The sequence below is a fragment of the Yersinia intermedia genome, assembly GCF_900635455.1.
In the GTDB taxonomy this organism is placed as follows: domain Bacteria; phylum Pseudomonadota; class Gammaproteobacteria; order Enterobacterales; family Enterobacteriaceae; genus Yersinia; species Yersinia intermedia.
Genome location: NZ_LR134116.1, coordinates 1,747,262 through 1,769,061, shown reverse-complemented (window position 1 = coordinate 1,769,061; position 21,800 = coordinate 1,747,262). Strand labels below are relative to the sequence as shown.

The following is a 21,800-nucleotide window of genomic DNA, read 5'->3' as shown; positions in this document are numbered from 1 at the left end:
TCAATACAGCCGTGCTATAGGCGAAATCTAAGATGCATTGACCCTCTGTTTAGTTCCCGTTTGTTTGAATGGCGTCAGGAATACAGTGATATTACGGATTTAATCATGCATAACATCAATAACACCTCATCGATACCCAATAATATTAACCGTTGGGGGTTAATTACATTGCTATTCAAAGGTAGTCAGGCTCTGGGTGGCTCATGGCAAGGGTTGCAGTTTCGGCTTAAATTTATCGCCCGAACCCTTATCAGCCCAAAACTAACCTTTCGTTTATTGGGCGTACTGGTTAAGCAACCGTTTCTAAACAGTATACTGCGCACACAACCCGATTTTCCTTGTAAGTTGCATCGCCCTTATCTGACTAACACGCTAAATAATCGTCAAAAACTGGGGGTATTGCAGGATCATTTCCTATTGATTAACCAATGTATGCCTGCGGCATTACGTCGCAACTACTTGCATACGTCACCCTATAAACTGGCTGAATTAATTGGCAAGAATGAGGAAAAGTATTCTCTTTATTTGGGCGTTATTCCCAAACTCAATAAAGAAGGAGAAATTACGCTGATGCTGGCAAATGAGCAACAGCAAACGCTGGCAGCACTGACTTTCAGTCTGTTTTACTACCAACAGCAAAAAACATTGTTTATTGGTGGGTTACAAGGTGCAGATAATGGAACACCACACAGCGCAATTCACACCAGCACTAAAGCTTGTCATGGCCTATTTCCTAAACGTTTGGTATTGGAAGCCGCATGCTGTCTGGCAGAGTTAATGGGGATAACACAAATTAAAGCGGTGGGGAATGAAACGCACATTTATCAAAACTGGCGCTATCGGGCCAAGAAAAAAGAAAAATTGCATGCTGACTACAACAGTTTTTGGCTGTCTGTTGGCGGGGAACCGTGCATAGAAGGCCATTTCAATTTACCAACCAAAATCGCGCGTAAACCGATTGACGATATTGCTAGCAAAAAACGGGCAGAATATCGCCGCCGCTATGCGTTACTCGCACAATTAGAGGGCGCGTTAGCCGCGCATTTTGTTCGTGACGCGGCATAATCAGTTTTGACATTATCTGGTGCTAATCGGCTCGGCCACGCGCCAGCCAAACGACGCGTGAGAACATTTTTTTCAGCAATGGCGGGACGGATTCTACCCCCCTCTCTTTGGCCTGACTGGCAACCTCAATAGCCAAGTCTGGCTTGGAGGTGCGGTGAATTGCCTTTTCAATTACTCTGCGCGGTTGCATTTTGACATTGGCAGGAATTGCTGAGATTCGATGATAGACATCATCAAAACCGGCGCGGTATAAAAAGTGTTCCATATCCGGTGCCGGCAGTATGGTCAGGCGATCCCGCTCATGGTCGCGCCCATTATCCGCCATATTACGCACTGTGGCGGCATACTTTTTACCGGCATCATCGCCATCAGTCAGAGCATGCCACTGAATGCCCATCCGGTTGGCAAACTTAAGCAACGGGCGCAAACCACTCTGAGCAAACTCAATAACCTTTACACCTTCAGCTTCAAAGTGGTAACCACACTGGCGAGCAAGCTCATTAAGCAACCAGATCTCTGTTTCACCTTCCACCAGCAGCCAGCAGCGGGCAAATAGGGCTGATGGCCGATTGAACCGGATATGGAAAGCAATACGGCGGCTGTCTTCAGGGCTCATGCCACGAGGACCGATACGGTAAGTCGCGACTTTTGCCGATTCGCGCACCAATCGGCAAATGCTCTCTATCGGGACTAATGACACTAACTCACCAGAATTTGTCGTCGTAATCCGTTGCAGAGGGAGTTGGCTGAGCAACCCCCAAGCAACAGACAGCATTATCGGATGTAAGCGAGTTTCAGGGTCTTCTACCAGTAGCAGTGGCCGAGCATGGGGATCGAGGCTCAATGGCCCTTTAGCTTGCAATAACGTAGAAAACATCCCTAAAAGTATCAACCGCATACTGCGGCTGTTCGGCTCAGCCACTATCCGGTTTATATTATCGAGAGCCAGCCAAGCTTCACGTTCCGGTTGTGGCCGATAACGGTGATTACGCAAACCAGCGGACTGCGATCCAGATTCGGCAAAGTAGTGTTCCAGCAGTTGGCGCATCGCCTCCAGTCCCTGGCGTAATTCTGAATTAGTCAGTTTCTGCGGGTTACGGACTAGCTCACGGCTTAATTGATCCAATTGCTGGTTCAACGCCACTTTATCAGGCGCATGGCTGCTTTCGGCGCTGCTACGGAGCCGGCGCATAAAGCGCGCATCACGCAATCGCAATACCGGGTGGATACGAATAACCCCACGAGCCAACTTTTCGATATCGTGCAAAGACAATGGTTGGCCTTCTAAATCAAGGAACGTGCGCCAGGTACACACTGTGCCATCATCAGCCAGCTCCCCCTCGACCCGATAATAAATACGATGCAGACCATCATCATTTTTTATCCATAATGGAGCTAAATGGCGGTAACGTGGGGAGTGCCAATGACCAATGTCTTTCTCACAAAAGGTAAAGATAACCTGTAAGTGGCGCTCTTTAGCCGTCTCGTCCCCTGCCGGATAATAGAAATCCTGTACGGTAAAATGATAGAGTTGGGGTTCGGGGGACAAAAGCAACGTGAGCGCGTCTAATAAGCTGGATTTACCCCAGGCGTTCTCACCGATCAGCACCGTATTATCGTCAAGGCTCAATGAAATACGATTAATACCGCGAAAACCGACAATATCAACACGTTCAAGATACATGCTACGCCTCCGGTGCGAATTTATTCATACTGATACTACAGATAACACTGTTAACTCAGCAATCATAGTCGATTGTCTTAACGCCAGGGGCAAAAAACCTTATGAGTCAAGTGCTGCGGTACCCTGCGTGCTGCTTTACTCTGACTCTGATTTTAGATAGCTTATTGCGCCACAGCCCATTATTCATCTGCTCATGACACCCAAAGTCATTGGCGTTACAGCAAGGCAGCAAACGCATGGCAAATCAGCCTCGAACCGATTTGAACAGCATTCATGCTAGCCCGTAGAGTGAGCCTCGAGGAGGTTCATTCATCCTGATGAATTTACCTTACATAGGTAAGTGATCCGGGTGAGTGAGTATCGCTAACACAGCAGTAACGTCAATGAAGAAGGGTATAGGACGGTATAACTCGTGTATTCAGGATTACTGATCATTCTTTTGCCGTTAATTATTGGGTATCTGATCCCACTTAGTCGCAAACCATTAATTCAATTGATCAACCGCTTATTAAGCTGGATGGTTTACGTTATTTTATTTTTTATGGGGATCAGCCTGGCCTTTTTGGAAAACCTCAGCGCTAATCTGCTGCTCATTTTCCAGTACACCGGCATCTTTTTTCTGTGTATTTTTTGTGCCAATTTGCTCGCACTGTTTTTGCTCGAACGCAAAATACCCTGGAAGAATACTCATCGGCAGGAAGCATTACCTTCACGGCTGCATATGGCGCTAGAGTCATTAAAACTGTGCGGCGTGGTTATTGTTGGCTTCCTGTTGGGGCTAAGCCAATGGGAGTGGTTGCAGTTTGCCGCAAAAGGCAGCGAGTTAGCGCTGATTTTCCTGCTATTTTTAGTGGGGATTCAATTGCGTAACAGTGGCATGACGCTGCGCCAGATAGTGTTAAACCGCCGTGGCACTATTGTGGCATTTGTGGTGGCGATCAGTGCCTTGCTTGGTGGTGCGCTTGCTGCACTATTGATCGGTTTGCCGGTTAAAACCGGGCTGGCGATGGCCTCTGGCTTTGGTTGGTATTCACTGTCAGGTATTTTGCTGACCGATGCATTTGGGCCTGTAATTGGTAGTGCCGCATTCTTTAACGATCTAGCGCGTGAATTAGTGGCAATTATGCTAATTCCAACCTTGGTCCGCAGTAGCCGCTCCACGGCGCTTGGCTTATGTGGTGCCACCTCGATGGACTTCACCCTGCCGGTATTGCAGCGCAGTGGCGGGCTAGAGATGGTTCCTGCCGCTATCGTACACGGTTTCTTGCTAAGCTTACTGGCCCCAGTATTGATCGCTTTCTTTTCTTAATCATTTTATCTCCCCGCGCAGTGGATCAGCCGATTCACTGCGCGCGCGCCCAACTTGATAGTGAATAAATTCTCATTCGCAGTAAAAGTTGCGCCAAATCAAAACAAGTGAAAGTTGCATTAAAAAAGCCTTTTTAAACCTACAGGGCACCACTATGCTTTTAAACACGCATTACAAATGCAACTTTAAAAGGAAAAATAATTATGTTCTGTGTGCAATGTGAACAAACTATCCGAACACCTGCGGGTAACGGCTGCTCTTACGCGCAGGGGATGTGCGGAAAAACCGCTGAAACCTCTGATTTACAAGACCTCTTAGTTGCCGTACTGCAAGGGCTTTCCGCATGGGCATTGACCGCCCGCGAACTGGGTATTGTCGATCATCAGATTGATAGCTTTGCGCCCAGAGCTTTTTTCTCAACCCTGACCAATGTGAATTTCGACTCAGACAGAATCGTCGGTTACGCAAAAGAAGCCATCTTATTGCGCCAATCACTGGCCATTCGTTGCCGCTTGCTTGATAGCACTATCACGGTTGATCACCCGCTGGCCGAGCTGCAACTGCTGTCCGACGATATCCCTACCCTGCAACAACAATCGCTGCAATTTGCGCTGAACAACGATAAAGCTGAAGTCGGTGACGATATTCACGGCTTGCGGATGTTGTGTTTGTATGGCCTGAAAGGCGCTGCGGCCTATATGGAACATGCCCACGTTCTTGGGCAGTTTGATGAGCAGATTTATGCTGATTACCATGCCTATATGGCCTGGTTAGGTACTCAACCGCGTGATGTCGACACACTACTGAATAACGCGATGGGCATTGGCAAAATGAACTTCAATGTGATGGCCATTTTGGACCACGGCGAAACCCAAGCCTATGGTGATCCACAGCCAACGTCGGTGAATGTGCGCCCAGTTGCGGGCAAAGCTATCTTAATCTCCGGTCATGATCTCAAAGACTTACAAATGCTGTTGGAGCAAACGCAGGGAACCGGCGTTAATATTTATACCCACGGTGAAATGTTGCCAGCTCACGGCTACCCAGAGTTAAAACGCTATCCACATCTGGTGGGTAACTACGGCAGTGGCTGGCAGAATCAGCAGACCGAATTCGCCAAATTCCCCGGCCCGATCCTAATGACATCTAACTGTATCATTGACCCAAACGTGGGCAATTACGGTGATCGTATCTGGACCCGCAGTATTGTTGGCTGGCCGGGTGTTAATCACCTGGATGGGGAGGATTTCACCCGCGTAATTGAACAGGCATTGGGGATGGCTGGCTTCCCGTATAATGAGCTGGAACACTTGATTACTGTCGGTTTTGGCCGCCAGACCTTGCTGAATGCAGCAGATACCGTTATTGATTTAGTCGCCACTAAAAAGCTGCGTCATGTATTCCTGGTCGGGGGATGTGACGGTAGCCGTACAGAACGCAGTTATTTCACTGATTTTGCCCGCAGTGTGCCACAAGATTGCATCATCATGACACTGGCTTGCGGCAAATATCGCTTCAACAAACTGGATTTTGGCACCTTGGAAGGCTTGCCACGCCTGCTGGATGTCGGCCAATGTAACGATGCTTACTCCGCCATCATGCTGGCTGTTAAATTATCAGAAAAACTGGGTTGTACCGTCAATGACCTGCCACTCAGTCTGGTGCTGTCATGGTTTGAACAGAAAGCCATTGTCATCCTCCTGACCCTGCTGTCATTGGGTGTTAAAAATATTTATACCGGCCCAACCGCACCAGGTTTCCTGACTGACAACCTGATGTCCATCCTTTACGAGAAGTTTGGTATGCGGCCAATCACCACGGTAGAACAAGATATGAATGCAATTTTGGGTAATTAATTCAATATTTTGGCTGACTCAGTGATGAGTACGTTGCCCGACCAGAACGGTTTATTGCCACTGGTCGGGCGCTATTGATGGTTTTTGCCAGAAAATGACCTGATTTGTTGTGAGGCTTTGATGACTGATTTTATCCCAACCGACTGCCCTACCGCTCTGTGCCCTAACCGCATGCAAGTTCACTCCATCTGGCAAGAAACACCCGATGTCTGGAGCCTGCGGTTAATTAATCACGATTTTTATCCTTATTTACCGGGCCAATATGCCTTGGTAAGCATTCGCAATAGTGATGAAACGCTGCGGGCATATACGCTTTCCTCGACACCCAGTTTAAGTCCGTTTATTCAGCTCACCGTGCGCTGTCTGGCTGATGGGGAAGGATCACGCTGGCTGACCCAGCAAGTCAAGGTGGGCGATTACCTGTGGCTTTCCGATGCTCAGGGCGATTTTACTTGTGCTGACGCTGACGATGACCACTACCTGATGCTGGCCGCTGGCTGCGGTGTCACTCCCGTGATGTCAATGTGCCGTGACTTACTGGCACGGCGTGCACAAGCAGATATCCGGGTGATATTTAATGTGCGTTCACCAGCAGATGTCATTTTTGCCGATAGCTGGCAAGCCTTGTTACAGCGCTACCCACAACAATTACAGCTCACGTTAATGGCTGAATCAGAGGCCACCGATGGGTTCGTTGCTGGCAGAATCAATGCACAAATAATGCAACAGGTAGCACCTGACATTGCTCGCCGCCGGGTGATGACTTGTGGGCCCGCGCCCTATATGGATTGGGTTGAGCAGTATTGCCGTGAACAATCAGTTCCAGCAGATCATTTCCAGAAAGAGCAGTTCCGCACCCGTGATGACGCTGTCGATAGCGGTAATGAATTGACGATGACCATCAGCCATCCTTTGCGCAGTGTTAAAGTCCCGGTGGGTACGTCCCTGCTATTCGCCTTGGAACAACACAAAGTGCCGGTGATGGCCGCCTGTCGCGCGGGTGTTTGCGGTTCTTGTAAAACCCGTATTCTGCATGGCAAATATACCACCAGCAGCACCATGACACTGACAGCAGAAGAGATTGCTCAAGGTTATGTGTTGGCGTGTAGCTGCCAGCTACAAGGTGATGTCCAACTGGCCTGAACACCCATTAATCCCATTAATGGCGCAATTATTGCCAAACGCGCCATACTTTGACCTCATAGAATAATGACTCGCCATTAATCCTTGAGGGAACAACTATGAAGCAAACTGTGGCAACACTGGTCGCAAAAACGTTGGAACAAGCAGGTGTAAAGCGAATATGGGGGGTCACCGGCGACTCACTCAATGGCCTGAGTGATAGCCTGCATCGGATGGGTACTATCGAATGGCTGGGTACTCGCCATGAAGAGGTGGCCGCCTTTGCCGCCGGGGCTGAGGCTCAACTCACCGGGCAGTTGGCGGTCTGTGCCGGCTCCTGTGGTCCGGGTAATCTGCATCTGATTAATGGCCTATTTGACTGCCATCGTAATCATGTCCCCGTATTGGCTATTGCCGCGCATATTCCCTCCAGTGAGATTGGCAGTGGTTATTTCCAGGAAACCCATCCGCAAGAACTGTTTCGCGAATGCAGCCACTATTGTGAGCTGGTTTCTAACCCGGAACAGTTGCCACGGGTACTGGAAATCGCCATGCGTCAAGCCATCCTCAATCGCGGCGTTTCAGTGATCGTATTGCCGGGTGACGTGGCGTTACAGCCCGCGCCAGAAGACGCCGCCATCGTGTGGCAAACACCAAAATTACCGCTCATTCAGCCGCTGATGAGCGAATTAAACATTTTGGCGCAAACGCTTAATAAGGCGAAAAATATCACGCTAATGTGTGGCAGCGGCTGTGCTGATGCCCACGATGAAGTGGTGAAATTAGCTGAAATGCTGCAAGCCCCGGTAGTACATGCCCTGCGCGGGAAAGAACATATTGAGTGGGATAATCCTTACAGCGTTGGCATGACTGGGCTGATTGGCTTTTCCTCCGGCTATCATGCCATGATCAATGCCGACACCCTGATTCTGCTGGGAACACAATTCCCCTACCGTGCATTTTATCCAACCAACGCCAATATCATCCAGATTGATATCAACCCCGGCAGTATTGGTGCGCATTGCTCGGTCAATATGGCGCTGGTCGGCGATATCAAAACCACGCTTAGCGCACTGTTGCCACAGCTAGACGTCAAAAGTGACGGCACATTTTTGCAAAAAGCATTAGAGCACTACCGTACCACCCGTAAAGATCTGGATAGTTTAGCGACCGCCAATGACAATCAACCCATCCACCCGCAATATTTGGCACAACAGATTAGCCGCCATGCCACTGATGACGCAATATTCACCTGCGATGTCGGCACACCGACGGTATGGGCTGCCCGCTATCTGACCATGAACGGTAAGCGGCGTTTACTGGGATCGTTTAACCATGGATCGATGGCTAATGCCATGCCACAAGCCATTGGCGCGCAAGCAACCGCCCCTGACAGGCAAGTGGTTGCCTTGTGTGGTGACGGTGGTTTCACCATGCTAATGGGTGATTTCCTCACTCTGGCACAATTAAAACTGCCGGTGAAAATTGTGGTGTTTAACAACAGTGTTCTGGGATTTGTCGCGATGGAGATGAAAGCCGGTGGCTATCTGACGGATGGCACGGACTTGCACAACCCAGACTTTGCCGCCATTGCCAATGCTGCCGGTATCAAAGGGATTCGGGTCGAGAAAGCCTCTGAATTAGATGACGCACTGAAGAGTGCTTTCGCTCATCCTGGGCCGGTGTTGCTCGATGTGGTCACCGCTAAACAAGAGCTATCAATGCCACCACAAATCAAATTTGAGCAAGCCAAAGGATTCAGCCTCTACATGCTAAGGGCAATCATTAATGGCCGTGGCGATGAGGTGGTCGAACTGGCAAAAACCAACTGGCTACGCTGATTCCCTAAATCATCTAGTCATATAATGATTAGCACTGAGATTGGTTGTTGAACCACTTTCAGTGCTACCTACTTGTACCCCACCCGCAGGCATAAATATCCTTATGTTTTATGTGGTATAAGCGACATTTTTTGCTCATTCATCAGAAAAATAGCAAATAGAAGCGTACAGTCTTTTAAAAAGTGGTTGCCATTATTTATCAGGATAATTGTTGGTAGCGATATAAATCGCACACTAACTTTATTTATGGTGGTGTCATTATGCCAAAGAGAGCTAAATCAGGCGTTTCGGCTACAGCTGAATTAACCTGTTTACTGCGGGCAAAGTCATACGGTGATAAACGGCCTTATTTTAAAAGTGATGATTACGTGGCGGTTATCCTAAGCCAGACCTTGCATTCATTTTTTTCTATGATGCAGAAAACCTTTCTATTGGGCGATGATAGTTTACATATCGCCACCCCGGCAGGAATTTACCCCTATATTGTCGCCAGAACCTTGTATATCGATGATCTATTTAAGAAAACCGCAGGTCGATTTAGTAAAATATTTATTCTGGGGGCGGGCTTTGATTCAAGAGCGATTCGGTTCTATCAGGCGCTGCAACATAGTCGAATTTATGAAATCGATCATCCAACCATGCAGCAATGTAAGATAGAGAAACTCAGTGAGTGCGATATCACTCCGCCTACCAATTTAACTTTTTTACCTCTCGATTTTAATCAGCAAAGCCTGGCGGACATTCTGGCGAATATCCCGTTGCAAGCGGGTGAGAAATGCCTGTTTCTGTTGGAGGGGTTATCGATGTATCTGGCCCCTGAGCAGGTTAAGGCTCTGTTTAGTACCATAAGCAATTACAGTAGTGATGGTAGCCAAATTATCTGCGACTTTGTTTACGCTGATGTTTTGACTGAACCTTCGGTATTAACGGGTGCAGAACGCGAGACGGACTATGGAGCAAAAGAAAGTGTTGAGCGTGTGCGCAGTATTGGCGAAGAGTGGACATTTGGTATCGCTGCCAGTGGTATAGATACATTGCTGGAGCAATTCGGTTTTACCTTATTGGATAAGGCCGCTGCCCACGAATTGGAAAAGCGTTTTTTTACCGATAAACAAGGAAAATGCCTGGCGAAAATTAACACATCCTCGTGTTTGGTTTATGCCCAGCGAGAAAAATCCTAACAAATCAGCCAATAATGCAATTTTTAATTAATTATCGATTATCAAGATAAATATTCCTCGCCAAGTGGATAAATAATACCTTTCACTCCTTCCTTGTTTTATCAATCTCGCTATGATGAAGAATATCTTCTTATTCTGACCGCGAGAAAATTATGCTGATCGATTTACGTAGTGACACAGTAACTCAACCTGACACCGCGATGCGCGATGCGATGGCTAACGCTGAAGTGGGTGATGATGTCTATGGCGATGACCCAACGGTTAATGCCTTGGAAGCTAAAGCCGCCAGCCTGTCAGGTAAAGAAGCAGCACTGTTTCTGCCAACCGGCACCCAGGCTAATCTGGTGGCACTATTAACCCACTGCCAGCGGGGTGAAGAGTATATTGTCGGTCAGAAAGCCCATAATTATCTGTATGAAGCCGGTGGTGCGGCAGTGCTTGGTAGCATTCAACCACAACCTATTGAAGCCAATGATGACGGTACCCTGCCACTGGATAAAGTATTGGCAGCCATCAAACCCGATGATATTCATTTCGCCCAGACCCGGCTGTTGAGTCTGGAAAATACCCATAGTGGCAAAGTGCTCCCCCTGAGTTATTTACAGCAAGCCTGGGCGTTGACTCGCGAGAAGAAATTGGCGCTGCATATCGACGGCGCGCGTATTTTTAATGCTGCCGTCGCCTTAAATGTGCCACTAAGCGAGATCAGCCAGTATTGCGATACCCTGACGATTTGCCTCTCGAAAGGGTTAGGCACACCGGTGGGTTCGCTGTTGTGTGGCAGTGCTGAATATATTCAACGCGCCCGCCGCTGGCGTAAAATGACCGGCGGCGGCATGCGTCAGGCCGGTATTCTGGCCGCAGCAGGCTTGTATGCCTTAGAGCACAATGTCAGCCGATTAAAAGATGACCACGACAATGCAATATGGTTGGAGCAGCAACTGCGATCACTGGATATCGAAATTGCTGCACCGGGAGCGCAAACCAACGTACTGTATATTAAGCAATCCGCTGAGGCTACCGCTAAACTTGGCCCTTGGATGCGTGAACGTGGTGTGTTGATCAGTGCAGGCCCATTAACTCGTATGATTACTCACCTTAATATCAGCCGCCACGATCTGGAGAAAGTGGTCGCGTTGTGGCGTGAATTTTTGGCCGAGCAGCGCTCATGATACCGCAACGGATATTGGTATTAGGTGCCAGTGGCTATATTGGCCAGCACCTGATCCCAAAGCTCAGCCAACAAGGGCACCATGTCATTGCCGCGGCTCGCCGCATTGAGTGGTTAAAAGAGCAACAGTGGCCGGGAGTCGATTGTCGCTTTGTTGATCTTTATCAGCCAGCCACCCTCAGTGCAGCGTTGCAAGATATTGATGTCGTTTATTATCTGGTTCATGGTATGGGCGACGGGCAGGATTTGATTGAACAGGAACGTATTGCTGCTAATAACCTGAAAACGGCGCTACAACACAGCGCCGCAACGCCCTCGTCTGCGGTGAAACAGGTTATTTATTTAGGGGCATTACAGCCCGAGGATAACAGCTCGCCTCATCTGATTGCGCGCAAGTTAACCGGTGACCTGCTGCGTCAAAGCGGCATTCCGGTTACCGAACTACGTGCCAGTATTATCGTCGGCCCCGGTTCGGCGGCGTTTGAAGTGATGCGCGATATGGTTTATAACCTGCCCATCCTCACCCCACCGCGCTGGGTACGTTCTAAATCTTCGCCCGTTGCACTGGATAACCTGCTGGTTTATTTGACTGAATTACTCAACCATCCGGCACAAGATAACCGAATTTTCGAGGTTGCCGGGCCGGAGTACATCAGTTATCAGACCCTGTTTGAGCGCTTTATTGCGATCAGTGGTAAACGGCGTTGGCTGATTCCGATCCCGCTCCCTACGCGGTTTATCTCAGTTTATTTTATCAATCTGGTCACCTCGGTACCCACGTCGATTGCCAGCGCATTGATTGCCGGGTTGAACCATGATTTACCTGCCAATGGTGAGGCGTTGCAGGCGCTGATCCCACAACAACTGATAAGTTTTGACGATGCAGTCAAAGAGACACTGCGCCGTGAAGATGAAGTGGTTGATTCCGCCGACTGGGGCTACGACCCCGAGGCCCGCGCCCGCTGGCGGCCCGGCTACGGATTTTACCCTAAACAAGCCGGTTGCCAGCTATCGACTACCGCCTCCAGTGAGGCGCTGTGGCACGTGGTGCAACAAATCGGCGGTAAAGAAGGTTATTTTTATGGCAACCCGTTATGGAAAATCCGCGCCTGGATGGATGACATCGCCGGTGGTGGCGTGGTGTATGGCCGCCCGGAGCGGGAAACACTGGCGGTAGGCGACCTGATTGATGGTTGGAAAGTCATTACAATCAAACCATTACGCCAGTTAGCTATGATGTTCGGCATGAAGGCACCCGGTCTGGGCCGTCTCACTTTTACTATCAAGGATTTAGGCGGCTGCCGAAGCATTGATGTGCGGGCATGGTGGCATCCGGCCGGTTTTAGCGGTTTACTGTACTGGTTTGTCATGATGCCAGCACATCTGTTTATTTTCCGTGGGATGGCAAAACGCATTGCGGCGCTGGCCGAGCAATATGATCGTGAACGTACCGAACCGGCGCAAAACGAATCAGAGCCTTAAATCAAACTACGTGATTCATCCCCTAATTAATGGGCGTTGCAGCTAATAACGCTGCAAATTCAAGTAAGCAGGGGATTCTGATTGCATAGCACCGCATTTCACGAAAGAATGGCATCTTATTTGCTGGGCGAATGATTCCAAACGCTAGCATTCTGATTTTTGGTGGGAACCGAATTCGCTATGAAGGTATTGGTCACCGGTGCAACCTGTGGGTTAGGCCGAAATGCCGTTGAATATCTCCGTCGTCAGGGTATTAAAGTCATCGCCACCGGCAACAATCCGGCGATGGGCGCATTATTGACAAAAATAGGTGCTGAATTTATTCATGCAGATTTGACGAATCTGGTTTCCTCGCAGGCGAAAGCCATGCTGGCAGACGTTGATACCCTCTGGCATTGCTCGAGTTTTACCTCTCCTTGGGGCACCGAGCAGGCTTTCGAATTGGCAAATGTGCGCGCCACGCGCCGTTTGGGTGAATGGGCCGCAGCCTATGGTGTGGAGAACTTTATTCATATCTCCTCACCGGCTATCTATTTCGATTATCACCACCATCGAAATATTCAGGAGGACTTCCGCCCAGTGCGTTTTGCTAACGAGTTCGCTCGCAGTAAAGCCGCCGGTGAAGAGGTTATCAAGCAATTGGCACTATCCAATCCACAAACGCATTTCACTATTTTGCGCCCGCAGGGGTTATTCGGCCCTCACGATACAGTGATGCTGCCGCGCCTGTTACAGATGATTAAGTATTATGGCACCCTGCTGTTGCCCCGTGGCGGCAATGCGTTGGTGGATATGACGTACCAGGAAAATGCGGTGCATGCGATGTGGCTGGCGACGCAGAGCCAGAATACGCTGTCTGGCCGAGCTTATAATATTACCAATCAGCAACCCCGCCCCTTACGCACCATCGTGCAGCATTTGCTGGAAGAGTTGGATATGACATGCCGTATCCGCTCCGTGCCCTACCCGATGATGGATATCATGGCCAGAGCCATGGAGAAATTGGGTAATAAAGCAGAAAAAGAGCCGGTGCTGACACATTATGGCGTCGCTAAGCTCAATTTTGATCTCACGCTGGATACCCACCGAGCTGAAGACGAATTAGGCTATCGGCCCATTGTCTCGCTGGACGAAGGGATTATCCGTACCGCTCGCTGGCTGAAAGAGCACGGTAAGTTATGCGCTAAGTAAAACAGCACCATAGGTACAAATTGGTGGAAATGGTCGATTTACTGACCAACTGCAACTCTGATGACTTTGGGTATATACTGAAATAACTTTCATAACAGATTCTTTCACCGAAGGTCATCATATGAAAAAGAAAAATATTGCCCTGGTTCTTCCTCTTGCCATGCTACTCAGCGCCTGTACCAGCAGCGTTGACCCCGCTTATAAGGATATCAGCAGCCGTACGGCACCTTGTGTTGAAGGTGGGCCGGATACTGTAGCGCAAAAATTCTATGACCTCCGCGTGCAACAAATTGGTCAGCAAAGTGGCTTGCCTGATGATAGTCTCGCGGCACAATTTCGCCCTTATTTGAGTCAGGCGTTGTACGAACAAATTCAGATTGCCAGAAAGCAGGCGGGCAGCCGCACCACGGCCCCGGTGAATAAAACTCAACCCATAAATGGCGATATTTTCACCAGCCTGCGAGAAGGGAGTACCAGTGCTGACGTTGCCAGTGCCTCAACCATTCCCAATACCGATGCCAGAAATATTCCGCTGCGAGTTAATTTGACGCATCAAACTGCGGGCGGTCAATCGGTGATGTGGCAAGACGAAGTGCTGATGATACGTGAAGGGACATGTTGGGTTGTCGATGATATCCGTTTTATGGGGGTATCTGCACCGGCAGGAAGCCTGCGGCAGCTATTGGGTGATCGCTAACCAGCCCAAAATGCCGCCAACACCCCTGCAATTTGAAAGAAAATGAGTATCCCCTATAGATTTCGGATTGCAGGTAGGCGGCAAAGGAGTGCATCCCGATGAGCTTACACTGGTAAGTGATTCGGGTTAGCGAGAGCAGCCAACACCCCTGCAATTTGAAAGATGACGGGGATAGCTCTGTCAGATTTATGCATCGCGTGACAAATTCCCTCGGATATCAGTCATATCCAAATGTTATGCTGTTTTGCTGGGTTCATTCGGGTTATTAATAAATTTTAACGCACAAAGATTGCATAAGTATGCCGCGGAAGTTACCATTCACCGCATCATTGGCTATTCAGATTTGGCGCATGAGTATTCAACTTAACGGAATTAACTGTTATTACGGCGTACATCAGGCGCTGTTCGACATTACATTAGACTGCCCGGCAGGCGAAACCTTGGTGCTATTAGGGCCAAGCGGTGCCGGTAAAAGCTCATTACTGCGCGTACTCAATCTGTTGGAAATGCCCCGTTCAGGGACTTTGCAGATCGCCGGTAATCACTTCGACTTTACTCAGGCTCCCGGTGCAAAAGCGATTCGCGAATTGCGCCAGAATGTGGGTATGGTCTTTCAGCAATATAATCTTTGGCCACATCTGTCAGTGGTACAAAACCTGATTGAAGCCCCTTGTCGTGTGCTGGGTCTATCAAAAGATGAAGCCATGGCGCGTGCGCAGAAGCTGCTGTCACGTTTGCGTTTGACTGATTTTGCTGACCGCTTCCCCCTGCACCTTTCTGGTGGTCAACAACAGCGAGTGGCGATTGCCCGCGCGTTGATGATGGAGCCGCAGGTTTTGCTGTTTGACGAACCTACAGCAGCACTTGATCCAGAGATTACTGCACAAATCGTCAGTATCATCCGTGAATTGGCCGGTACCGGTATCACTCAAGTGATTGTTACCCATGAGGTTGAAGTGGCCCGCAAAACGGCCAGCCGTGTGGTTTACATGGAAAACGGTCATGTGGTGGAACAAGGCGATGCCAGCCACTTTACACAACCAACAACCGAAGCTTTTGCCAGCTATCTGTCACATTGATATCTATTTGGGAATTTGCGATGAAAAAACTAATAATTGCGGCTGTCCTTGCCAGTATCAGTCTGTCTGCTTCTGCTGCGGAAACGATCCGTTTCGCTGCTGAAGCAACTTACCCGCCATTCGAATTTATTGATGCTAATAATAAAATGCAGGGCTTTGATATCGATCTGGCTAATGCGCTGTGTAAAGAGATGCAAGCCGAATGTACCTTTACTAACCAAGCCTTTGACAGCTTGATCCCTAGCCTGAAATTCAAACGTTTTGATGCGGTTATTTCAGGTATGGATATTACGCCTGAGCGCCAAAAACAAGTGGCCTTTACTAAACCTTATTACGATAACTCCGCACTGTTTATCGCTGAGAAAGGTAAAGTGGCTGATTTGGCTGCCCTGAAAGGTAAACGAGTCGGGATGCAGAACGGTTCTACCCATCAGAAATACCTGATGGAAAAACACCCTGAAATTACCGCCGTACCTTATGACAGCTATCAGAATGCTATTCTTGATTTAAAAAATGGCCGTCTGGACGCAGTATTTGGTGACACCGCGGTTGTCAACGAGTGGCTGAAGCAGAATAACCAACTGGCTGCAGTGGGCGACAAAGTGACTGACGCTGACTATTTCGGTACCGGTTTAGGTATTGCGGTGCGTCAGAACAACACCGAGTTACAGGGTAAGTTAGATGCTGCACTGGCAAAAGTTAAAGCAGATGGCACCTATCAGACAATTTATAAAAAATGGTTCCAGCAGTAATCTAAGCACCCATGAATGAATTTCAACCTTTAGCAAGCGCCGCCGGTATGACCGTCGGCCTTGCCGTTTGTGCACTGGCCCTCGGTCTGGTTCTGGCGATGCTGTTTGCCGTCTGTGAATCATCACGGGTGAAAGTGGTCAGCTACCTGACTACCGGCTGGGTCACCATTTTGCGCGGGCTACCGGAGATTCTGGTGGTTCTGTTTATCTATTTCGGTTCCTCCCAATTGCTGATGATGCTGTCAGACGGTTTTACCCTGAATCTTTATCTGTTTGAGCTACCCATTAAGCTCAATATCGATAATTTTGAGGTGAGTCCGTTCTTGTGTGGCGTTATCGCACTCGCCCTGCTCTATTCTGCTTACGCCTCGCAAACCTTACGCGGTGCGCTGAAAGCAGTACCTATTGGGCAGTGGGAATCCGGTCAGGCATTGGGTTTGAGTCAGGCGGCCATCTTCTTCCGTTTGATCATGCCGCAGATGTGGCGTCATGCCTTGCCAGGCTTGGGCAATCAATGGTTGGTGCTGCTGAAAGATACGGCGTTGGTGTCGCTTATCAGCGTTAATGACCTGATGCTACAAACCAAAAGTATTGCGACCCGGACTCAGGAACCTTTCACTTGGTATGTGATTGCCGCGGCAATCTATCTGGTGGTGACTCTGTTGAGCCAGTATGTGCTCAAATGGATTGAACTCCGTACCACTCGTTTTGAACGGAGCCCATCCTGATGCTGGAATATTTACCTGAGATCCTTAAAGGGCTGCATACCAGCCTGACGTTGACGATTGCATCGCTATTGGTGGCACTGGTGTTGTCACTGCTGTTTACCATTGTGTTAACGCTAAAAACACCCATTATCACGCCACTGGTTAAAATTTATATCACACTGTTCACCGGCACCCCGCTGCTGGTGCAAATCTTTTTGATCTATTACGGCCCAGGCCAATTCCCTGCTATCCGTGAATATCCGTGGTTATGGAGTTTGTTGTCGCAACCTTGGTTGTGCGCAATGATTGCGTTGGCATTGAACAGTGCGGCCTATACCACGCAACTGTTCTACGGTGCAGTTAGGGCAATTCCAGCGGGTCAGTGGCAATCCTGCGAAGCATTGGGGATGTCAAAACCCCAGTCGCTACGCATCCTACTGCCATTCGCCTTTAAGCGCGCATTATCATCCTATTCCAACGAAGTGGTCTTGGTATTTAAAAGTACCTCACTGGCTTATACCATCACATTGATGGAAGTTATGGGCTATAGCCAACTGATGTATGGCCGTACCTATGACGTGATGGTGTTTGGTGCCGCCGGGATTGTCTATCTGTGCGTGAATGGTTTGCTGACGTTGCTGATGCGGTTGGTAGAACGCAGAGCGCTGGCGTTTGAGCGGCGGAATTAACGCTATTTATTAACCCATTACGGCTTAGTGATCTAATTGGGTTGTTAGGACTGAACCAGTTACCTTTCGGTTGATAATCGTTCAGCGATAATCTTAGCTCGACAGCCTCAACTGAGTTAAGGCCCATAACCGTGGGCCTTAACAATCCGCACTTGCACTCGGCTTCCCGGCCCTCACTATCTTCAGTAGTGCTATCACCATCACGTTCCCAGCAATCCTATCCTGCCCACCCAAACAAGCCAAGATTTCGTCAGCACCGCATAAATGATGGACATTATGTTCCCTGAACAGGGGATACTGGCAGACGGCCTAAATGAGCGACTTACCTTTAGTCCCCTACTCCATTGCTTATGCTTCTTATCGCCTTCGTGTTAAACGCGACGATTCCCCAATCTGGCCGAAAGGGAAGCGGCAATATCCACCAGTTTACTGCCGATAGTCTCGATGGTTGATTCTGTCGCTTCTTGTTCTAACATACTCACGGCCAGACCAGCCACCACTTGACCTGAAAAATCATATACTGGGGCTCCAATACAAAACATCCCTTCACGGATCTGCCCATCATCTACCGAGTAGCCTCGTTGGCGGACGAGTGTTAATTCCTGTAAAAGTGCCGGGAGTGACGCCACGCTGTGAGCCGTGAGCAACTGAGGCCAGCCAGTTTCAAAGCGGCGGCGGATATCCTCATCATTAAAAGTACTGAGAATCGCTTTGCCCGTTGCCGTAAAGGGCACGGGGAGACGCATTCCAATCCGAAATGTAAACCCCAACGCGGCCTTGCTGTTGGAACAGGCAACATAAACCACCTGCTGACCATCTAATACCGTCATGGTGACAGTGAAATCACTCAGTTCACGCCGTTCTTGCAGGAGTCGCTGGAATTCCTCGACCAGATCGGTCTGGCCAAGAAAGGCGTTAGCCCAATTCATCACCCGCCCCCCAACTCGATAGGTTCCAGCGTCGGTACGAATTAACATCCCCAAATCCACCAGCGCGGCACATAGGCCATGTGCAGAGCTTTTAGGCAGACCGAGTATTGTCACGATCTCAGTAAAAGTCGGGGGAGTAGGATGCTCGCTTACTGCATCTAGAATCAGAATGGCGCGGCGTAATGCAGGCGCACTGTTCCCGGACGTCTCTGTCTCTGTATTTTTCGACATGGATCTCACTTTTTAACAATAATTTGACGTTTATTTAATTTTCATGCCACAATTCAATATAGTGAATTTAGTTCAATATACTGAACTTACAAATATAAATTCCTGTAGAAGGAGGGGAAACATGCTCGATTTACGCGATCCATCGTTGTTAAAGGAAACCTGCCTGCTCGCCGGAGAATGGCGTTCTGCCGCTGACGGCGCAACATATCCAGTCACGAACCCAGCCACTGACGAGATAGTAGCCAATGTTCCCCTGCTTGAACAGGCCGCTATCGAAGAAGCTATCTCCGCCGCGCAGCAAGCTTTTTTACTCTGGCGTGAGAAAACCGCCAAAGAGCGCTGCGTGGTATTGCGTCGTTGGTTTGATCTTATCACTGAAAACAGTGCTGATCTTGCCGCCATCATAACTGCTGAGCAAGGTAAACCCCTCGCAGAATCCCGTGGGGAAGTGGCGTATGCCGCGTCATTTATTGACTGGTTTGCCGAAGAGGGCAAACGTAGTTACGGCGACGTGATCCCCTCGCCACAAGCCGATAAGCGACTGGTGGTACTAAAACAACCAGTTGGCGTTTGCGCAGCAATTACCCCTTGGAATTTCCCTGCGGCGATGATCACCCGTAAAGCCGCGCCTGCGCTGGCTGCGGGCTGCGTAATGATCGTCAAACCAGCAGAACAAACCCCCTTGACCGCATTAGCGTTAGGCGAACTGGCAATACGTGCGGGGATCCCGGCGGGTGTTCTGCAAATCGTCACGGGCGATGCAAAAATCATTGGCGGCGAGTTGACGAAAAGCGATGTGGTCAGAAAACTCTCGTTCACCGGTTCAACGCCGATTGGGCGCTTGTTGATGGCACAATGCGCGCCAACGCTGAAACGTGTGTCGCTGGAACTGGGGGGTAACGCGCCATTTATCGTCTTTGATGATGCGGATATTGAAGCCGCAGTTGACGGTGCAGTGCAATCCAAGTTCCGCAATGCCGGTCAAACCTGTGTATGTACCAACCGTTTTCTGGTGCAGTCCGGTATCTACGACCGGTTTGCACAGCGCCTGGTGGAGCGTGTCAGAGGCTTGACTGTAGGTAACGGCGTTAATGAAGGTGTTCAGGTTGGCCCGCTGATTGACGAAGATGCGGTGGCTAAAGTCGAGAGCCACATTCAGGATGCAAAAAATAAAGGGGGGGAGATATTAGTAGGCGGCAATCGGCATGTCTCCGGTGGGCTGTTTGTTGAGCCAACGGTGATTGTCAACGTCACTCGTAACATGCTTATTGCGCGGGAAGAGACTTTCGGCCCGGTTGCGCCGCTGTTCCGTTTTGATACAGAAGAAGAGGCGGTGGCAATGGCCAATGACACTGAATTCGGTCTGGCAGCTTATTTCTTTACCGAAAACAGCAAAAGAATGTGGCGGGTCGCGGAGGCGCTGGAGTACGGCATGGTGGGTCATAACACCGGACTTATCTCCAACGAAGTCGCGCCATTTGGAGGAATGAAGCAGTCAGGGATCGGCAGAGAAGGCTCAAAATACGGTATCGACGAATACCTTGAGATCAAATATTTCTGCACATCGGTAGGGTGAGCACCGCGTTTTACTATTAAAACTCACACATGTTAATTCACCAGGAAAGAGGGAAAGTATTATGTCAAATGCTATGCAACCCTTTGAATTCAGAACAGTACCATCAATATTGGTGGAATGGTCAGGCGCACAACGCCTGGGCGAGATCCTGTCAGGCCGTTTTACCGCCCGTAAAGCACTGATCGTAACGGATGGAGGGCTGGTCAAAGCAGGCTTGTTGCGGCCTGTGGAAAAAAGTCTACGCGACTACGGTTTCGATGTGGTGGTTTTCGACCGGGTTATCGCTGACCCACCGGAAGCCATTGTCCTTGACGCCGCGCGTCTTGCACAGGATCAGCACATCGATATCGTGATTGGTCTTGGCGGCGGTTCTTCGCTAGATGTGGCAAAACTGGTGGCAATTCTGGCTCAGTCAGAACAGGGTCTCAGCGGGTTGTACGGTATTGATAATGTTCAGGGCGAACGATTACCTCTGGTGCAGATCCCAACAACCGCGGGTACGGGATCGGAGGTGACCAATATTGCGATCCTTACTACAGGTGAAACAACCAAGATGGGTGTAGTTGCTCGCCAGCTCTATTGTGATTTGGTTTTACTGGATGCGGAGTTAACCGTCGGATTACCTGCGACACACACCGCAGCAACGGGTATTGATGCGATGGTGCACGCAATTGAGTCATACACCAGTAAGCACAAAAAAAATCCGATATCCGATGCGTTGGCTCGAGAAGCATTACGCCTGATTTATAAACATCTGGTCACCGCCTGTCGTGACGGTTCGAACCGAGAGGCCCGCGAAGCCATTCTATTGGGCGCAACACTGGCCGGCCAGGCTTTCGCCAATTCGCCGGTCGCGGCGGTACATGCACTGGCCTATCCACTTGGCGGCCATTATCACATTCCCCACGGCCTCTCTAATGCACTGATGCTTGGAGCTGTATTGCGTTACAACGCTAAAGCTGCGGCACTGTTATATGCGGAACTGGCCGACGTACTCAATGTGGGCGGAGAAGGAGATGTACAGACGCGTTGCAACGCGTTTATTGATGCAATGATCAGCATCATGGATGAAAGCGGTGCGCCGAGACGTTTGCGCGACGTCGGGGTGAAAGAGGATACGCTGGCGTTGCTAGCCTCAGATGCGATGAAACAGACCCGTCTTCTGACCAATAATCCGGTCGAGGTAAAAGAGGCTGATGCTTTGGCGCTTTACCAGGAAGCTTTTTGATCGTCATCGC

At 49.4% G+C, this 21,800-nt stretch carries 18 protein-coding genes; 16 read left to right on the top strand and 2 right to left on the bottom strand.

Going from position 1 to position 21,800, the window contains the following annotated elements; all coding sequences use genetic code 11:
* Positions 1-105 precede the first annotated feature (105 nt).
* Entirely contained in the window at positions 106-1,065 is a 960-nt protein-coding gene (locus EL015_RS08125; RefSeq protein ID WP_032906185.1) for a VirK/YbjX family protein, read from the top strand.
* Between the two features lie 22 nt (positions 1,066-1,087).
* Here the strand turns inward: EL015_RS08125 and EL015_RS08120 are convergent, their stop codons facing one another.
* Positions 1,088-2,749, bottom strand: a complete 1,662-nt coding sequence (locus EL015_RS08120) for an ATP-dependent endonuclease (RefSeq protein ID WP_005184749.1) — start codon at positions 2,747-2,749, stop codon at positions 1,088-1,090.
* Between the two features lie 412 nt (positions 2,750-3,161).
* Between EL015_RS08120 and EL015_RS08115 the strand changes: the two genes are divergently transcribed.
* The 13 genes from EL015_RS08115 to artM all read left to right on the top strand — a co-directional run bounded on the left by EL015_RS08115 (position 3,162) and on the right by artM (position 17,826).
* Positions 3,162-4,058 carry a LysO family transporter gene (locus EL015_RS08115; RefSeq protein ID WP_005184751.1) on the top strand — a complete coding sequence of 299 codons (897 nt, stop codon included), beginning with the start codon at positions 3,162-3,164 and terminating at the stop codon, positions 4,056-4,058.
* A 203-nt stretch (positions 4,059-4,261) separates the two neighbouring features.
* Positions 4,262-5,914 (top strand): hydroxylamine reductase, encoded by a 1,653-nt coding sequence (gene hcp / locus EL015_RS08110; protein WP_005184753.1) that lies wholly within the window; start codon positions 4,262-4,264, stop codon positions 5,912-5,914.
* Positions 5,915-6,034: 120 nt separating this feature from the next.
* Positions 6,035-7,057: an NADH oxidoreductase gene (hcr, locus tag EL015_RS08105; RefSeq protein WP_032906186.1), complete on the top strand. Its 1,023-nt coding sequence runs from the start codon at positions 6,035-6,037 to the stop codon at positions 7,055-7,057.
* 98 nt (positions 7,058-7,155) lie between these two features.
* Complete coding sequence (poxB, locus tag EL015_RS08100) at positions 7,156-8,877, top strand: ubiquinone-dependent pyruvate dehydrogenase (RefSeq protein ID WP_005184758.1); 1,722 nt, start codon at positions 7,156-7,158, stop codon at positions 8,875-8,877.
* A gap of 260 nt (positions 8,878-9,137) precedes the next feature.
* Positions 9,138-10,058 (top strand): class I SAM-dependent methyltransferase, encoded by a 921-nt coding sequence (locus tag EL015_RS08095; protein WP_005184760.1) that lies wholly within the window; start codon positions 9,138-9,140, stop codon positions 10,056-10,058.
* A 152-nt stretch (positions 10,059-10,210) separates the two neighbouring features.
* Positions 10,211-11,230 carry a low-specificity L-threonine aldolase gene (ltaE, locus tag EL015_RS08090; protein ID WP_005184761.1) on the top strand — a complete coding sequence of 340 codons (1,020 nt, stop codon included), beginning with the start codon at positions 10,211-10,213 and terminating at the stop codon, positions 11,228-11,230.
* Entirely contained in the window at positions 11,227-12,711 is a 1,485-nt protein-coding gene (locus EL015_RS08085; RefSeq protein ID WP_032906187.1) for a DUF2867 domain-containing protein, read from the top strand. Before ltaE ends, EL015_RS08085 begins: the two co-directional genes overlap by 4 nt.
* Before the next feature lie 180 nt (positions 12,712-12,891).
* Positions 12,892-13,902 (top strand): NAD-dependent epimerase/dehydratase family protein, encoded by a 1,011-nt coding sequence (locus tag EL015_RS08080; RefSeq protein ID WP_005184767.1) that lies wholly within the window; start codon positions 12,892-12,894, stop codon positions 13,900-13,902.
* 121 nt (positions 13,903-14,023) lie between these two features.
* Entirely contained in the window at positions 14,024-14,599 is a 576-nt protein-coding gene (locus EL015_RS08075; RefSeq protein WP_005184775.1) for a lipoprotein, read from the top strand.
* 350 nt (positions 14,600-14,949) lie between these two features.
* Positions 14,950-15,678, top strand: coding sequence for an arginine ABC transporter ATP-binding protein ArtP (gene artP / locus EL015_RS08070; protein ID WP_050074082.1), 729 nt, complete (start codon positions 14,950-14,952; stop codon positions 15,676-15,678).
* Positions 15,679-15,698: 20 nt separating this feature from the next.
* Entirely contained in the window at positions 15,699-16,430 is a 732-nt protein-coding gene (artJ, locus tag EL015_RS08065) for an arginine ABC transporter substrate-binding protein (protein WP_005184779.1), read from the top strand.
* A gap of 11 nt (positions 16,431-16,441) precedes the next feature.
* Positions 16,442-17,158 (top strand): arginine ABC transporter permease ArtQ, encoded by a 717-nt coding sequence (gene artQ / locus EL015_RS08060; protein ID WP_005184781.1) that lies wholly within the window; start codon positions 16,442-16,444, stop codon positions 17,156-17,158.
* Positions 17,158-17,826, top strand: a complete 669-nt coding sequence (artM, locus tag EL015_RS08055; protein WP_032906190.1) for an arginine ABC transporter permease ArtM — start codon at positions 17,158-17,160, stop codon at positions 17,824-17,826. Before artQ ends, artM begins: the two co-directional genes overlap by 1 nt.
* A gap of 371 nt (positions 17,827-18,197) precedes the next feature.
* On the opposite strand, the gene EL015_RS08050 is transcribed toward artM, so the two are convergent.
* Positions 18,198-18,986 (bottom strand): IclR family transcriptional regulator, encoded by a 789-nt coding sequence (locus EL015_RS08050; RefSeq protein ID WP_032906193.1) that lies wholly within the window; start codon positions 18,984-18,986, stop codon positions 18,198-18,200.
* 121 nt (positions 18,987-19,107) lie between these two features.
* Here EL015_RS08050 and EL015_RS08045 point away from each other — a divergent pair, with 121 nt between their 5' ends.
* The gene (locus EL015_RS08045; RefSeq protein WP_005184784.1) at positions 19,108-20,562 is read left to right on the top strand and encodes an NAD-dependent succinate-semialdehyde dehydrogenase; all 1,455 of its coding nucleotides are present in this window, start codon (positions 19,108-19,110) and stop codon (positions 20,560-20,562) included.
* A 61-nt stretch (positions 20,563-20,623) separates the two neighbouring features.
* Positions 20,624-21,790: an iron-containing alcohol dehydrogenase gene (locus tag EL015_RS08040; protein WP_050413740.1), complete on the top strand. Its 1,167-nt coding sequence runs from the start codon at positions 20,624-20,626 to the stop codon at positions 21,788-21,790.
* Positions 21,791-21,800: the final 10 nt, after the last annotated feature.

What these genes read in the sequence shown, in the direction of transcription:
- EL015_RS08095 (WP_005184760.1), top strand. Translation starts at nt 9,138, where the DNA reads ATGCCAAAGAGAGCTAAATCAGGCGTTTCGGCTACAGCTGAATTAACC.
- hcr (WP_032906186.1), top strand. Translation starts at nt 6,035, where the DNA reads ATGACTGATTTTATCCCAACCGACTGCCCTACCGCTCTGTGCCCTAAC.
- artQ (WP_005184781.1), top strand. Translation starts at nt 16,442, where the DNA reads ATGAATGAATTTCAACCTTTAGCAAGCGCCGCCGGTATGACCGTCGGC.
- artP (WP_050074082.1), top strand. Translation starts at nt 14,950, where the DNA reads ATGAGTATTCAACTTAACGGAATTAACTGTTATTACGGCGTACATCAG.
- EL015_RS08085 (WP_032906187.1), top strand. Translation starts at nt 11,227, where the DNA reads ATGATACCGCAACGGATATTGGTATTAGGTGCCAGTGGCTATATTGGC.
- ltaE (WP_005184761.1), top strand. Translation starts at nt 10,211, where the DNA reads ATGCTGATCGATTTACGTAGTGACACAGTAACTCAACCTGACACCGCG.
- EL015_RS08040 (WP_050413740.1), top strand. Translation starts at nt 20,624, where the DNA reads ATGTCAAATGCTATGCAACCCTTTGAATTCAGAACAGTACCATCAATA.
- EL015_RS08120 (WP_005184749.1), bottom strand. Translation starts at nt 2,749, where the DNA reads ATGTATCTTGAACGTGTTGATATTGTCGGTTTTCGCGGTATTAATCGT.
- EL015_RS08125 (WP_032906185.1), top strand. Translation starts at nt 106, where the DNA reads ATGCATAACATCAATAACACCTCATCGATACCCAATAATATTAACCGT.
- EL015_RS08075 (WP_005184775.1), top strand. Translation starts at nt 14,024, where the DNA reads ATGAAAAAGAAAAATATTGCCCTGGTTCTTCCTCTTGCCATGCTACTC.
- EL015_RS08045 (WP_005184784.1), top strand. Translation starts at nt 19,108, where the DNA reads ATGCTCGATTTACGCGATCCATCGTTGTTAAAGGAAACCTGCCTGCTC.
- artJ (WP_005184779.1), top strand. Translation starts at nt 15,699, where the DNA reads ATGAAAAAACTAATAATTGCGGCTGTCCTTGCCAGTATCAGTCTGTCT.
- EL015_RS08080 (WP_005184767.1), top strand. Translation starts at nt 12,892, where the DNA reads ATGAAGGTATTGGTCACCGGTGCAACCTGTGGGTTAGGCCGAAATGCC.
- hcp (WP_005184753.1), top strand. Translation starts at nt 4,262, where the DNA reads ATGTTCTGTGTGCAATGTGAACAAACTATCCGAACACCTGCGGGTAAC.
- EL015_RS08050 (WP_032906193.1), bottom strand. Translation starts at nt 18,986, where the DNA reads ATGTCGAAAAATACAGAGACAGAGACGTCCGGGAACAGTGCGCCTGCA.
- poxB (WP_005184758.1), top strand. Translation starts at nt 7,156, where the DNA reads ATGAAGCAAACTGTGGCAACACTGGTCGCAAAAACGTTGGAACAAGCA.
- artM (WP_032906190.1), top strand. Translation starts at nt 17,158, where the DNA reads ATGCTGGAATATTTACCTGAGATCCTTAAAGGGCTGCATACCAGCCTG.